This is a genomic window from Streptomyces cellostaticus (genome assembly GCF_001513965.1).
Classification (GTDB): Bacteria; Actinomycetota; Actinomycetes; order Streptomycetales; family Streptomycetaceae; genus Streptomyces; species Streptomyces cellostaticus.
The window spans coordinates 371,592-385,832 of the sequence record NZ_KQ948016.1 but is presented as its reverse complement, the minus strand read 5'-3'; the positions used below and the strand labels follow the sequence as shown (position 1 = coordinate 385,832).

General features: G+C 70.5%; 11 protein-coding genes and 1 pseudogene. 5 read left to right on the top strand and 7 right to left on the bottom strand.

The features are described 5' to 3' along the window. Position 1: 1 nt before the first annotated feature. The 4 genes from AQI88_RS05350 to AQI88_RS05335 form a co-directional block, all read right to left on the bottom strand. Positions 2-1,672, bottom strand: a complete 1,671-nt coding sequence (locus AQI88_RS05350) for an alkaline phosphatase D family protein (protein WP_066992642.1) — start codon at positions 1,670-1,672, stop codon at positions 2-4. Positions 1,673-1,777: 105 nt separating this feature from the next. After that, complete coding sequence (locus AQI88_RS05345; RefSeq protein ID WP_066993697.1) at positions 1,778-2,599, bottom strand: thioredoxin domain-containing protein; 822 nt, start codon at positions 2,597-2,599, stop codon at positions 1,778-1,780. Positions 2,600-2,680: 81 nt separating this feature from the next. Then, entirely contained in the window at positions 2,681-3,364 is a 684-nt protein-coding gene (locus tag AQI88_RS05340) for a hypothetical protein (RefSeq protein ID WP_066992640.1), read from the bottom strand. A 68-nt stretch (positions 3,365-3,432) separates the two neighbouring features. Further along, the gene (locus AQI88_RS05335; protein ID WP_066992637.1) at positions 3,433-4,758 is read right to left on the bottom strand and encodes a DUF2252 domain-containing protein; all 1,326 of its coding nucleotides are present in this window, start codon (positions 4,756-4,758) and stop codon (positions 3,433-3,435) included. Between the two features lie 235 nt (positions 4,759-4,993). Here AQI88_RS05335 and dnaE point away from each other — a divergent pair, with 235 nt between their 5' ends. Beyond that, a complete protein-coding gene (dnaE, locus tag AQI88_RS05330) occupies positions 4,994-8,533 on the top strand; it encodes a DNA polymerase III subunit alpha (RefSeq protein ID WP_066992634.1) in 3,540 nt (1,179 codons plus the stop codon). A gap of 71 nt (positions 8,534-8,604) precedes the next feature. Here the strand turns inward: dnaE and AQI88_RS46525 are convergent, their stop codons facing one another. Next, positions 8,605-8,781: a hypothetical protein gene (locus AQI88_RS46525; RefSeq protein ID WP_167357443.1), complete on the bottom strand. Its 177-nt coding sequence runs from the start codon at positions 8,779-8,781 to the stop codon at positions 8,605-8,607. A 225-nt stretch (positions 8,782-9,006) separates the two neighbouring features. Between AQI88_RS46525 and AQI88_RS05325 the strand changes: the two genes are divergently transcribed. From AQI88_RS05325 to AQI88_RS05310, 4 genes and pseudogenes are all read left to right on the top strand, one after another. Next, on the top strand, positions 9,007-10,227 hold the full coding sequence (locus AQI88_RS05325) for an NYN domain-containing protein (protein WP_066992631.1): 1,221 nt from the start codon (positions 9,007-9,009) through the stop codon (positions 10,225-10,227). Between the two features lie 257 nt (positions 10,228-10,484). Continuing rightward, positions 10,485-11,363 (top strand): annotated as a pseudogene (locus AQI88_RS05320) (ABC transporter ATP-binding protein); the annotation flags it as partial. A 76-nt stretch (positions 11,364-11,439) separates the two neighbouring features. Continuing rightward, entirely contained in the window at positions 11,440-12,261 is an 822-nt protein-coding gene (locus AQI88_RS05315; RefSeq protein WP_066992626.1) for an ABC transporter permease, read from the top strand. A gap of 34 nt (positions 12,262-12,295) precedes the next feature. Next, complete coding sequence (locus AQI88_RS05310) at positions 12,296-12,931, top strand: AAA family ATPase (protein WP_066992623.1); 636 nt, start codon at positions 12,296-12,298, stop codon at positions 12,929-12,931. 35 nt (positions 12,932-12,966) lie between these two features. On the opposite strand, the gene ybaK is transcribed toward AQI88_RS05310, so the two are convergent. Further along, positions 12,967-13,467: a Cys-tRNA(Pro) deacylase gene (ybaK, locus tag AQI88_RS05305; RefSeq protein ID WP_066992620.1), complete on the bottom strand. Its 501-nt coding sequence runs from the start codon at positions 13,465-13,467 to the stop codon at positions 12,967-12,969. Between the two features lie 23 nt (positions 13,468-13,490). Next, positions 13,491-14,231, bottom strand: coding sequence for an LON peptidase substrate-binding domain-containing protein (locus AQI88_RS05300; RefSeq protein ID WP_066992617.1), 741 nt, complete (start codon positions 14,229-14,231; stop codon positions 13,491-13,493). Positions 14,232-14,241 lie beyond the last annotated feature (10 nt).

Below are 14,241 nucleotides of genomic sequence, written 5' to 3'. Positions count from 1 at the left end.
GTTACACCGGGTCGTAGGTGCGCTCGACCTTCTGCGTGCCGCTGAGGGTGCGGTACGAGCGGGCCCAGCTGGAGGTCGCGTTCGCGTTCGTGCGGTCGGACAGGACGTAGTAGTCCATCTGCGCACGGTCGGCGGTGATGTCCAGGACGCCGTAGCCGTGGCGGTCGGTGTCCACCCAGTGGACGTGCCGGTTGGCGGCCTTGATGAGCGGCGAGGCGATCGCGGAGACGGTGCCCTCGGGGACCTTCACGATGTCGTCGAGGTTGTCGGAGGTCACCGAGGTCACCACGAACTCGGTGGCCGCCGACGCCGACAGCGGATAGGTGCCGGCGTCCACCGGGACGTCGTTGGCCCAGGCCATGTGGATGTCGCCGGTCAGGAAGACGGTGTTGCCGATGGCGTTGGAGCGCAGATGGGCCAGCAACTCGTGGCGGTCGTCGGTGTAGCCGTCCCACTGGTCGGTGTTGGCGGCGATGCCCTCCTGGGGCAGGCCGAGCAGCTTGGCGAGCGGCTTGAACAGGTCCGCGGAGAGCGACCCGAAGGAGAACGGCGAGATCATCACCGAGTTGCCGACCAGCCGCCACCTGGTGTCGGAGGCCTTCAACCCGGCCTTCAGCCAGTCCAGCTGGGCGCGGCCGGTGATCGTACGGTTCGGGTCGTCCACCGAACCGCTGGCCGTGGCGACCTGCTGGGAGCGGAAGGAGCGCAGGTCCAGCAGGGACAGGTCGGCGAGCTTGCCGAAGCGCAGCCGCCGGTAGGTGGTGCCGGCGATGGCCGGGCGGACCGGCATCCACTCGAAGTAGGCCTGCTTGGCGGCGGCCTGACGGGCCGTCCAGGTGCCCTCGGCGCCCTCGGTGTGGTTGACCGCGCCGCCCGACCATGCGTTGTCGGCGAACTCGTGGTCGTCCCAGATCGCGATGACCGGCGCCTTCAGGTGCAGCGCCTGCAGGTCGGGGTCGGTCTTGTACTTCGCGTGCCGGATCCGGTAGTCGGCGAGCGTGATGGTCTCGTTGGCCGGTGCGTGCGGGCGGACGACGGTGCCGCGGGCCGCGTACTCGCCGGACTTGTACTCGTAGATGTAGTCGCCGAGGTGCAGCCAGGCGTCCAGGTCGCTGCGGGCCGCGAGGTGGCGGTAGGCGGAGAAGTAGCCGCCCTCCCAGTTGGCGCAGGAGACCACGCCGAAGCGCAGGCCGGGCACGGCCGCGTCCGCCGCCGGCGCGGTGCGGGTGCGCGCGACCGGGGAGTCGGTGCCGCCGGCCGAGAAGCGGAACCAGTAGTCGGTGGCCGGTTCCAGGCCGCGGATGTCGGCCTTGACGGTGTGGTCGGAGGCGGCCGTCGCGGTGGTGGAACCCTTGGAGACGACGGAGGTGAACGCCTTGTCCCTGGCGACGACCCAGCTCACCTCGGTGTCCGGGCCGAGCCCGGAGCCGGGTATCGCCTCCGGGGTGGGGGTCACCCGGGTCCACAGCAGGACGCCGTCGGGCAGCGGGTCGCCCGAGGCGACGCCGTGCAGGAAAGCGGGGGCGTCCGTGGCGGCGCGGGCCGGGAGCACGGCGGCGAGCGGTCCGGCCAGGACAGCGGTCGCCGCCGCGGCCTTGACGACCGTACGGCGGCGGGGAGAGAGGGAGTTGAGGCCCTTGGATGCCTCGGATGATCTGTATCGACTGGTCACGGCCGATCAGGTTACTGAGTGGTTTTACTGATCGGTATGCGCCAGAGCGGGCGAACTTCGAAAGTTCGCCCGCTCTTTACGCGGTGATCGTTTTCTGACGGGCGGTCAGCCCTTGAGGGCCGCGCCCACCACCCTGTTGAAGTCGGCCACCGTCAGGAGCGTGCCGCCCTTGTTGTCGGCGGTGAGCTGCTTGCCGTCCATGACGAAGCTCGGGGTGCCCCGCACGCCGTCCTTGTTGTCGTCGAAGGCCTTCGACATGGCCATCGCCCAGGCGTCGTAGGTGCCCTTCTTGACCGCGTCCTGGAACTTCGTGTTGTTCTTCAGCGCAGGCACGGTGTCGGCGACCTGGATGAGGTAGCTGTCGTCCTTGAACTTGTCGGAGTTCTCGTCCGGGTGCCACTTCGCCGAGTACAGCGCGCTCTTGTACTCGAGGAACGCCTCGGGGCTGACGTTGAGCGCGGCGCCGAGGGCGCTCAGCGCGTTCTTGGAGCCCTCGCCGTTGTCGTGGTCGTCGATGAACGTGGCGCCGATGTACTGGATCTTGAACTTGCCGTCGTCTATGTCCTTCTTCACGGTCGTACCGACGGCCTGCTCGAAGTCGGCGCAGACCGGGCAGCGCGAGTCCTCGTAGACCTTCAGGGTCTTCTTGGCGCTGTCCTTGCCGATGATGACCGTGGTGCCCTTGGTGCCCGTGGTGTTGGCAGGGGTGACGACATTGCTCGCGTCCTTCAGGCCCACCCAGTAGCTGGGCTTGTTGAGCTGGACGACCGTGTAGCCGATGCCGCCCGCCGCGGCCAGTACGCCCACGACCGAGGCGGCCACGATGACCTGCCGCTTGGCCTTGTCGCGCTTGGCCTGCCGCTCGCGCTCCGCGCGCAGCCGCTCCCGGGCCGCCGTCTTCGCCGACTGGCTGTTCCGCTTGCTCATGTTGGTGATCTCCATATGGGACGCGCACACGTCGTACGCGAGATACGTGTGGGGGACTGGTCGTGCTCAGATGCCGTCGCTTCAGGCGAAGGCGGGTGAGCACGGCGGTCCACGCCGTCCCAGGGAGTGCACGAGGAGCCGGTCGCGGGCGGCGGCCGGCCGAGGGGCCGGACGCGGCAGCCGGCGCGCCGGGGACAGTCGCACGGTGCCGGCGGCCACCGCCAGCAGCAGCGGCCGGAACGTGGTCGCGGCGACCGCGCGCAGCAGCTGGGTCAGGGCCCGCTCGCCGCGGCGCAGCCAGGCGGCGGCCAGCAGGCCCACACCGACGTGCGCGGCGAGCAGCAGCCAGGCCGCGGTCGGGCTGGCGTGCGCGAGCAGCGCCTCGGTGCGGCCGTGGGCGCCGGTCACCTGGGCCAGCGGGGTGCCCACGGCACCGCCCTGGCACAGCACGTCGAGACCGAACGCGCGCAAGGGGCCCGCGACCGGGCCGCCCGCCCTGCCGTAGCAGGCGTGCTGGCCGGTGGTGAACACCGTGTCCGCGGCCAGCTCCAGCGGGATCAGCAGGGCCGCGATCCGGCCGAAGCCGCGCTCGCGGCCCGCCAGCGCGTACGCGGTGGCGAAGACCCCGGCGGCGACCGCGGCCACGGTCGCGACCGGCAGCGGGGCCCGGGACAGCAGCACGTGCGACGCGGTGCTGAGCGTCACGACGACAGCCGTGAACAGCGCCGCGCGCACGGCTCTGAGCTGGGTCCCGGATATGTCCATAGCGAAAGGAGAGTCTGTCACGTACGCGCGTAAGAGACCCCTAAAGAGTGCCTGTGAGTGTGCGGAGGTTACAGCCCCGGAATCCGGCCGTTGCGGAACAGGTCGACGAAGACCTGGTGGTCGGCACGCGCGCGTGCGCCGTAGCTGTGCGCGAAGTCCACCAGCAGGGGCGCGAAGCCCTCCTCGTCGGCCGCGAGCGCCGCGTCGATGGCCCGCTCGGTGGAGAACGGCACCAGGGACTCGCCGGAGGTGTCGTCCGCCGCCGAGTGCATCGTGGCCGTGGCCCGGCCGAGGTCGGCGACGACGGCCGCGATCTCCTCCGGGTCGTCGATGTCGCCCCAGTCCAGGTCGACCGCGTACGGCGAGACCTCGGCGACCAGCTGGCCCGCGCCGTCCAGCTCGGTCCAGCCCAGCCACGGGTCGGCGTGCGCCTGGAGGGCGCGCTGGGAGATCACCGTGCGGTGGCCCTCGTGCTGGAAGTACTCCGCGATCGCCGGGTCCGTGATGTGCCGGGAGACGGCCGGGGTCTGGGCCTGCTTGATGTAGATCACGACGTCGTTCTCCAGGGCGTCGCTGTGGCCCTCCAGGAGGATGTTGTACGACGGCAGGCCCGCCGAGCCGATGCCGATGCCGCGCCGGCCCACGACGTCCTTCACCCGGTACGAGTCCGGGCGGGCCAGGGAGGCGTCCGGCAGCGTCTCCAGGTAGCCGTCGAAGGCGGCCAGCACCTTGTAGCGGGTGGCGGCGTCCAGCTCGATGGAGCCGCCGCCCGGCGCGAAGCGGCGCTCGAAGTCGCGGATCTCGGTCATCGAGTCCAGCAGCTCGAAACGGGTCAGCGAGCGGGCGTCACGCAGCGCGTCCAGCAGCGGCCCCTGCGCGGTGTCCAGCGTGAACGGCGGCACCTCGTCGCTCTTGGCGCCCGTGGCCAGGGCGTGGATGCGCTCGCGGTAGGCGGCCGCGTAGATCGTCACCAGCTCGGTGATCTGCTCGTCACCGAGCGCCTTGGCGTACCCGATGAGCGCGACGGAGGCGGCGAAGCGCTTCAGGTCCCAGGTGAACGGGCCGACGTAGGCCTCGTCGAAGTCGTTGACGTTGAAGACCAGGCGGCCGTTGGAGTCCATGTAGGTGCCGAAGTTCTCGGCGTGCAGGTCGCCGTGGATCCACACGCGCGAGGTGCGGTCGTCCAGGTACGGGCCGCCGCGCTTCTCTGCGTCCAGGTCGTGGTAGAAGAGGGCCGCCGTGCCCCGGTAGAACGCGAACGCCGAGGCCGCCATCTTCCGGAACTTCACGCGGAACGCGGCCGGGTCGGCGGCCAGGAGCCGGCCGAAGGCGGTGTCGAAGACGGCGAGGATCTCCTCGCCGCGCTGCTCGTCGTTGAGCTGGGGGACCGACATCGCGGGGTGCCTCCTGGTACAGGACGGGTGGTGCATGAACGTGCGGGAAGGGGCGACAGCGCTTCCGCCGTCTCCAACGGGCGACGCCACGCGGGAGTGCCCGGTTCCCGCATGAAGGTACGCGGCGAACGGCCGCCTGTGTCAGTGCCGGGGCATAGACTTCGACGCTGTCCCCCAGACTGTCCGCAGCCGGTCGGAAGATCGTCGACGCCTGTTTCCCTCGGAGGCCGAAACCGTGTCAAAGCCGCCCTTCACGCACCTGCACGTCCACACCCAGTACTCGCTGCTGGACGGTGCTGCGCGGCTCAAGGACATGTTCAACGCCTGCAACGAGATGGGCATGACGCACATCGCCATGTCCGACCACGGCAACCTCCACGGGGCGTACGACTTCTTCCACTCCGCGCAGAAGGCCGGAATCACCCCGATCATCGGGATCGAGGCATATGTCGCCCCCGAATCCCGGCGCAACAAGCGCAAGATCCTCTGGGGCCAGCCGCACCAGAAGCGGGACGACATCTCCGGTTCCGGTGGTTACACCCACAAGACGATGTGGGCCGTGAACCGGACCGGCCTGCACAACCTCTTCCGCCTCTCTTCGGACGCGTACGCCGAGGGCTGGCTGCAGAAGTGGCCCCGGATGGACAAGGAGACCATCGCCCAGTGGTCCGAGGGCATCGTCGCCTCCACCGGCTGCCCCTCCGGCGAGGTGCAGACCCGGCTGCGCCTCGGCCACTTCGACGAGGCCCTCAAGGCGGCCGCCGAGTACCAGGACATCTTCGGCAAGGACAAGTACTTCCTGGAGCTGATGGACCACGGCATCGACATCGAGCGCCGGGTCCGTGACGGCCTGCTGGAGATCGGCAGGAAGCTCGGCATCCCGCCGCTGGTCACCAACGACTCGCACTACACCTACGCCCACGAGGCCGGCGCCCACGACGCGCTGCTGTGCATCCAGACCGGCAAGAACCTCTCCGACCCGGACCGCTTCAAGTTCGACGGCACCGGCTACTACCTGAAGTCCACGGACGAGATGTACGCCATCGACTCCTCGGACGCCTGGCAGGAGGGCTGCGCCAACACGCTCCTCGTCGCCGAGATGGTGGACACCACGGGCATGTTCGAGGCGAAGAACCTCATGCCGAAGTTCGACATCCCCGACGGCTACACCGAGGTCACCTGGTTCAAGGAGGAGGTGCGCCGCGGCATGGAGCGCCGCTTCCCCGGCGGCATCCCCGAGGACCGCCAGAAGCAGGCCGAGTACGAGATGGACGTCATCATCCAGATGGGGTTCCCGGGCTACTTCCTCGTGGTCGCCGACTTCATCATGTGGGCCAAGAACAACGGCATCGCGGTCGGCCCCGGCCGAGGCTCCGCGGCCGGCTCGATCGTCGCCTACGCCATGGGCATCACCGACCTCGACCCGATCCCGCACGGCCTGATCTTCGAGCGCTTCCTCAACCCCGAGCGTGTCTCCATGCCCGACGTCGACATCGACTTCGACGAGCGTCGGCGCGTCGAGGTCATCAGGTACGTGACGGAGAAGTACGGCGCCGACAAGGTCGCCATGATCGGCACGTACGGCAAGATCAAGGCCAAGAACGCGATCAAGGACTCCGCGCGCGTGCTGGGCTACCCGTACGCCATGGGCGACCGGCTCACCAAGGCGATGCCCGCCGACGTCCTCGGCAAGGGCATCGACCTGAACGGCATCACCGACCCCTCGCACCCGCGCTACAGCGAGGCGGGCGAGATCCGCGGGATGTACGAGAACGAGCCGGACGTGAAGAAGGTCATCGACACCGCCAAGGGCGTCGAGGGCCTGGTCCGGCAGATGGGCGTGCACGCGGCCGGCGTGATCATGTCCAGCGAGACCATCACCGAGCACGTCCCGGTGTGGGTGCGGCACACCGACGGCGTGACCATCACGCAGTGGGACTACCCGAGCTGTGAGTCGCTCGGCCTGCTGAAGATGGACTTCCTCGGCCTGCGCAACCTGACGATCATGGACGACGCCGTCAAGATGGTGAAGTCCAACAAGGACGTCGACATCGATCTGCTGAGCCTCCCGCTCGACGATCCGACGACCTTCGAACTGCTCCAGCGCGGCGACACCCTCGGCGTCTTCCAGTTCGACGGCGGCCCCATGCGCTCGCTGCTGCGCCTGATGAAGCCCGACAACTTCGAAGACATCTCCGCCGTGTCGGCGCTGTACCGCCCGGGCCCCATGGGCATGGACTCGCACACCAACTACGCGCTGCGCAAGAACAAGCTCCAGGAGATCACCCCGATCCACAAGGAGCTGGAGAAGCCCCTCGAAGAGGTCCTGGCGGTCACCTACGGCCTGATCGTCTACCAGGAGCAGGTGCAGAAGGCCGCCCAGATCATCGCGGGCTACTCACTCGGCGAGGCCGACATCCTGCGCCGCGTGATGGGCAAGAAGAAGCCCGAGGAGCTGGCGAAGAACTTCACCATCTTCCAGGCCGGCGCCCGCAAGAACGACTACAGCGACGAAGCCATCCAGGCCCTGTGGGACGTGCTGGTCCCGTTCGCCGGCTACGCCTTCAACAAGGCCCACTCGGCCGCGTACGGCCTGGTGTCGTACTGGACCGCCTATCTGAAGGCGAACTACCCCGCCGAGTACATGGCCGCGCTCCTGACCTCCGTCAAGGACGACAAGGACAAGTCGGCGATCTACCTCAACGAGTGCCGCCGCATGGGCATCAAGGTGCTCCCGCCGAACGTCAACGAGTCGGTGCACAACTTCGCCGCCCAGGGCGACGACGTGATCCTCTTCGGCCTCGAAGCCGTGCGCAACGTCGGCACCAACGTGGTCGAGTCGATCATCAAGAGCCGCAAGGCGAAGGGCAAGTACGCCTCCTTCCCCGACTACCTCGACAAGGTCGAGGCGGTCGCGTGCAACAAGCGCACCACGGAGTCGCTGATCAAGGCGGGAGCCTTCGACACCCTGGGGCACACCCGCAAGGGGCTGACGGCCCAGTACGAGCCGATGATCGACAACGTGGTCGCGGTCAAGCGCAAGGAGGCCGAGGGCCAGTTCGACCTCTTCGGCGGCATGGGCGAGGAGGAGAGCAGCGAGCCCGGTTTCGGACTCGACGTGGAGTTCACCACCGAGGAGTGGGACAAGACCTACCTGCTCGCCCAGGAGCGGGAGATGCTCGGTCTCTACGTCTCCGACCACCCGCTCTTCGGCCTGGAGCACGTCCTGTCGGACAAGGCCGACGCGGGCATCTCCCAGCTCACCGGAGGTGAGCACGCGGACGGCGCGGTCGTCACCATCGGCGGCATCATCTCGGGCCTGCAGCGCAAGATGACCAAGCAGGGCAACGCCTGGGCCATCGCCACGGTCGAGGACCTCGCCGGCTCCATCGAGTGCATGTTCTTCCCGGCCACCTACCAGCTGGTGTCGACCCAACTGGTCGAGGACGCGGTCGTGTTCGTCAAGGGCCGCCTCGACAAGCGCGAGGACGTGCCGCGGCTCGTGGCGATGGAGCTGATGGTCCCGGACCTGTCCAACGCGGGCACCAACGCGCCGGTGATCCTCACCATCCCCGCCACCAGGGTCACCCCGCCCATGGTCAGCCGCCTCGGCGAGATCCTCAGTCACCACAAGGGCGACAGCGAGGTCCGCATCAAGCTCCAGGGCCCGCGCAAGACCACCGTGCTGCGCCTGGACCGGCACCGGGTCAAGCCTGACCCGGCCCTCTTCGGCGACCTGAAGGTGCTGCTCGGCCCGTCCTGCCTGGCGGGCTGAGCCGTTGAAGCGGGAAGGGGCGCACCCTCGGCGGGTGCGCCCCTTCCGTGTGCCTGGGCTTCAAGTGCCCTTTAGTTGTGGCCGAAGCGCTTCTGCTGCTTACGAGCAACATCCGAGGGGCTGCCCGGGATGTGCATCGGAGACTCGTGCGCCTCGGTGGACGACCGCTGCGCGTGCTCCTGAGCCTGCTCGGCCTGCGAAGCACGGTTCTGCGAGCCGCCCTGCTTGCGGTTCTTGTTCTTGGCCATGGTGATCTGCCTCCTGTGGGGGATCTAGGGGCCAGGGCCGGGACCAGATTCACATAGGCTGACATCAGGCGCATGTCGGATAATTACCGTGTGTGACAGGGTGGGTGGGCGAGACAAAAGCGCAAACGCCACGCCGAAGATCGAGTTCGGGCCGTTAAGCCCCGCGCGGTCGGGCAGACTCGAAGGAAGTCCGAAGCAAAGCCTCCCGGGAAGAGGGTGAGTCGCGTGGACCGTTGCATCGTCCTGGTGGACGCCGGGTATCTGCTGGGAGCCGCCGCCAGCCTCCTCGCCGGTGAGCCCTCGCGGTCCCGGATCACCGTCGACCACGCCGCACTGATCCAGGCCCTGCGCGATCGCGCCGAGTCGGAGACAGAGCGCCCGCTGCTGCGCATCTACTGGTTCGACGGCGCCCCCGACCGCGTTCCCCAGCCGGAGCACCGCAGGCTGCGCGTGATGCCCCGGGTCACCGTCCGGCTCGGCGCCCTCACCCGCAGTGACGGACGCTGGGCGCAGAAGGGCGTCGACGCCGCCATGCACGCCGAGCTGACCGAGCTGGCCCGCAACCGCGCCTGCTCCGACGTCGTCCTGGTCACCGGCGACGGCGATCTGCTGCCCGGCATGATGGCCGCCAAGGAGCACGGCGTCGCCGTCCACCTGTGGGCCGTGCAGGCCGCCGACGGGGACTACAACCAGTCGGAGGACCTGGTCGCCGAGGCCGACGAGCGGCGCGTGCTGGACCGGGCCTGGATCACCCAGGCGGTCCGCGCCAAGGAGCTGACCGGCGTCTGCGCGCCGCCGCCCGCGCCCCGCCCCGAGATCGCGGCGATCCTCTCCGCGCCGCTGCCCGAGTCCGCGCTCGCCGCGGCCGCCGAGCGGCCCGCCGAGCAGGGCGCCCACGCGCCGGCCGCCGCCGCGTCGGAGAACGGCAGCCAGGAGCGGGTGCCCGCCCCCAAGGGCGTACCCACCCCCAAGGACCTCGCCGCCCTGCGCGCACCCGGGGCGCAGGGCGTGCAGCACCCGACGACCGCGACGCTGAGGTGGTCGTCCGACAAGGGCTGGGTGGACCGTCCGGGAGGGGTCTCCGAGCCGCCCGAGGTCGCCTCCATGCCGACGCTGGCCCAGCTGACCACCGCCGAGCAGCGGTGGGCCGACCGGGAGGAGGACATCACCACCGTCGGCGGCGATCCGTACGAGGTGGGGCAGGTCTTCGCCCGCCGGTGGATGTCCCGGCTCGGCGACCAGAGCCATCTGCAGCGGCTGTCCTCGATGTATCCGCGCATCCCGCACCGCATCGACGGCGAGCTGCTGCGGTACGCCGCCCGCTTCGGCCTGCTCGCGCACAAGGACGACCAGATCGACGATCACGATCGTTACGCCATCCGGGCGGGGTTCTGGCGGGAATTCGATGTGCCCGCGGCGGCTGAGCACGCCCCGGCCGGGGATTGAGCCGGTGCTGTGGTGAGCTCGGCAGCGCCGGTCTCCGCCGTCGTGGCTGATCGCCGTCGCGGCTGGTCTTCCAGAGGCCCCAAAGGCGAGTAAAGGGTTCGGACCCCGTAGTCTCGTCCCTTGTGAGTACGCGCGCGGGACAGGCACTTCGGCATGACGAGGTCGTACGCGTGCGCGGGCTCAGCAAGACCTACCCGCCCGTCAAGGGACGGCGCGGGACGCCGGGCACCCCGGAGGTGCGGGCCACCGACGGCGTGACACTGGACGTGCGGCGCGGGGAGATCTTCGGGCTGCTCGGGCCGAACGGCGCCGGCAAGTCCACCCTCGTACGGCAGCTCACCGGACTGCTGCGGCCGGACGGCGGCAGCGTCGAGATCCTCGGCCATGACATCGTGCGCCACCCCGAGCGGGCCGCCCGCATCCTTGCCTATCTCGGCCAGGAGTCCTCCGCGCTGGACGAGCTGACCGTTTCCCTGGCCGCGGAGACCACCGGACGGCTGCGCGGACTCGACGTACGCCGGGCGCGGGCCGAGCGGGACGCCGTGATCGAGGAACTCGGGCTCACGCCGATCGCCGGTCGGGCACTGAAGAAGCTGTCCGGGGGCCAGCGGCGGCTCGCCTGCTTCGCCGCCGCCCTCGTCGGTGAGCGCCCGCTGCTCGTGCTGGACGAGCCGACCACCGGCATGGACCCGGTGGCCCGGCGCGCGGTGTGGGCGGCCGTGGACCGGCGGCGGGCCGAACACGGTACGACCGTGCTGCTGGTCACCCACAACGTCATCGAGGCCGAGACCGTCCTGGACCGGGTCGCCGTCCTGGACCAGGGCCGGGTCATCGCCTGCGACACCCCGGCCGGGCTCAAGGAACAGGTCTCCGGCGAGGTGCGGGTCGAGCTGGTGTGGCGGGAACGCGCGCCGCTGGACGTGCCCGAGGTCGCCGTGCTGCGCGAGCGGGCCGTGGAGTCCGGCCGGCGCTGGACGCTCCGGCTCGCCCCCGAGGAGGCCCGGGCCGCCGTCGCCACGGTGACCGGCGGGGCCGCCTTCGCCGCCCTGGACGACTTCACCCTCGCCACGCCCAGCCTGGAGGACGTCTACCTGGCACTGGGCGGCGCGGCGCGGCAGGGGCTGGTGAAGGTGTGAGCGCGAGGCTGGTCGTATCCGTATGGTCCCTGTGGGACGGTGGCGCGGCTGCCGTAGGGAAGAGGAGCAGGTCGTCGTGAGTGTCGTATCCGCTCAGGTGCTGCCGGGCGATGCCCCGGCCATGCCACAGGCGGCCCGGGGCGCGGCCGAACTCGGGCCGCGAGCACGGCTGTGGCCGTCGTTGGCGGCCGTCTACCGGGCGCAGCTGTCCCGGGCCCGGGTGGCCCGGATCCCGCTGCTGTTCGTGGCGACCTTCCAGTCCGTCGGCATCACCGTGATGATGCGGGGCGTCGTCGACAGCGGCGGTGAGGCCCAGTCCGTGGTGGCCGGGTCGTCGGTGCTGGTCGTCGCGTATGTCGCGCTGAACCTGCTGTCGCAGTACTTCGGGCAGCTGCGGGCCAGCGGCGGGCTCGACCACTACGCCACGCTGCCGGTGCCGCCGGCGGCGGTCGTGCTGGGTGCGGCGGGGGCGTACGCCTCCTTCACCGTGCCGGGGACCTTGGTGACCGCCGTCTTCGGGTGCGTGCTGTTCGGACTGCCGCTGTCCAACCTGTGGATCCTGATGGCCGTGATCCCGCTCGCCGGGGCCGCGCTGTCCGGGCTGGGCGCCGCCTGCGGGCTGCTCGCGCCGCGGCCCGAACTGGCCACGCTGCTCGGTCAGCTGGGCATGTCCGCGGCGCTGCTGCTGGGCGTGCTGCCGGCCGACCGGATGCCGCAGATCGTGCGGCTGGCGCGGGATCTGCTGCCGTCGACCTACGGCGTGGAGGCATACGCGCGGACCTTCGGGGCACACCCCGACTGGGCCGTGGTCCTCGCTGACCTGGGGGTGTGCGCGGGTGTCGGAGTCGTCTCGCTGGCCGTGGCGACCTGGGCGTACCGCAGGGCGGCCGTCCGGTGACGCGGCGCACAGCGCGACCTGGCACGATGTCAGGGTGACCGCACCGCTGACTCCGCCTCCGCCGCCCCACGACGACTCCCCGCACCAGGTCTGGCAGGCTCCGCCCGCCGGGGGGCCGGTGGCGGGTCCGTACGAACAGGACGGCCCTGGGATGAAGACCGAAGTGCGGGAAGCCGCCGTGATCACGGTGGCCGTGGCGCTGGGCGGTGTGCTGCTCGGGCTGCTGTGGTCGTGGCTGGCGCCGCATGTGCCGCTCGTGGGGGACGAGGCCGACCGCAGCTGGGTCGTCTACCTCAAGGACACCGAGGGGGAGCAGGCGGTCGGGGCGGACGGGACGTTCGCGCTGCTGGGGCTGGGCTTCGGGCTGGTCAGTGCGGTTGCGGTGTTCCTGCTGCGGCGGCGTGGGGGCGTGCCTCTCGTGGTGGCACTCGGCCTCGGCGGGCTGCTGGGGTCGTTGCTGGCGTGGCGGCTCGGTATATGGCTGGGCCCGGAGTCGGATGTCATCGCTCACGCCAAGGCCGTGGGCAAGGGGGTCACCTTCTCGGCGCCGTTGAAGCTGGGGGCGAAGGGGGCGCTGCTGGCCTGGCCGCTCGGGGCGCTGCTGGTGCACCTCGGGCTCACGGCGCTGTTCGGGCCCCGGGATCCCGAGCTGCCGTATCCGCAGGGCTGACCGGGGCTCTGCCCCGGGCCCCGCAGCGCCGGGTGTCAGCCCCGGCCGATCGGTGCCAGCACCGCGGCCGTCAGGCTGGTCAGGTCCCCCGGGGACAGTTCGACCTCCAGGCCGCGGCGGCCCGCCGAGACACAGATCGTGGGGTGGGCGGCGGCCGAGTCGTCCAGGACCGTGGGGAGCTTCTTGCGCTGGCCCAGGGGAGAGATACCGCCGCGGACGTAGCCGGTGGTGCGTTCGGCGAGGGTGGGGTCGGCCATCGTGGCCCGCTTGCCGCCCACCGCTGCCGCCAGGGCCTTGAGGTCCAGCGTGCCGGAGACCGGGACCACCGCCACCGTCAGGGCGCCGTCCACGTCGGCCACCAGGGTCTTGAAGACCCGGTCGCCGGAGACGCCCATCGCCTCCGCGGCCTCCTCGCCATAGGAGGGGTGGGAGGGGTCGTGGTCGTAGGCGTGGACCGTGAACTCCACGCCCGCCGTCGTCAGGGCCACCGTCGCCGGGGTGCCTCCGGACTGCTGCTTCTTCGTCTTCTTCGCCATCGGGGGTCTCGGCCTCGGTTCCGTCAGTTCAGGCTGGTCGGTGTCCGCGTCAGCTCGAACGCGGGCAACGACGGCAGGCTACGGATGATGGCCGTCTCCGCGCGAAGGAGTTTCAGCTCGTCCCTCAGCCGGGAGGCGGTGTCCGGCGCCTGGAGCAGCCGTTGCTTCGTCGGCGTGTCCAGGACCATCGCCGCGGCCACCAGGTAGGAGACCACCGAAGGCTCGTCCGGGAGGTCCGCGCCCGTCGAGAGCGAGCGCTCGCGGGCGCCCGCGAGCCGCTTCTGGTACTGGCGGAACGCGCGCAGGACCCCTTGCGCCAGTGCGCCCGCCTCGTCGCCGGGCTCCTCCGGCAGCTCCTCCAGCTCCGCCGTCAGGAACGGGCCCGACGCGTCCACGGACAGCAGCCGTACCCGGGTCGTCCCGGTCGCCAGCACCTCGAACGTGCCGTCGGCACGCTCCCGGACGGTCGCCGCGTCCGCCACGCAGCCCACCTGCTGGAAGGCCTTGAGGGGGTCGGGGCCGAACCCCGCCGAGGGGCCGCGCTCGGGCTGTGCGGTCGGATCCGGCATGCCAGGGGCGCTGGGCGCCACCTCGTAGCCGTCGCGGATCGCCACGACGGCGAACCGGCGCGGCTCGTCCTCGGGGGTCTTCAGCAGCTCGCGCATCATGGCGCGATAGCGCTCCTCGAACACGTTCAGCGGAAGCACGAGCCCCGGGAACAGCACCGAGTTCAGCGGGAAGAGGGGGAGACGGACGGTGGTCACGGCGCCCCAG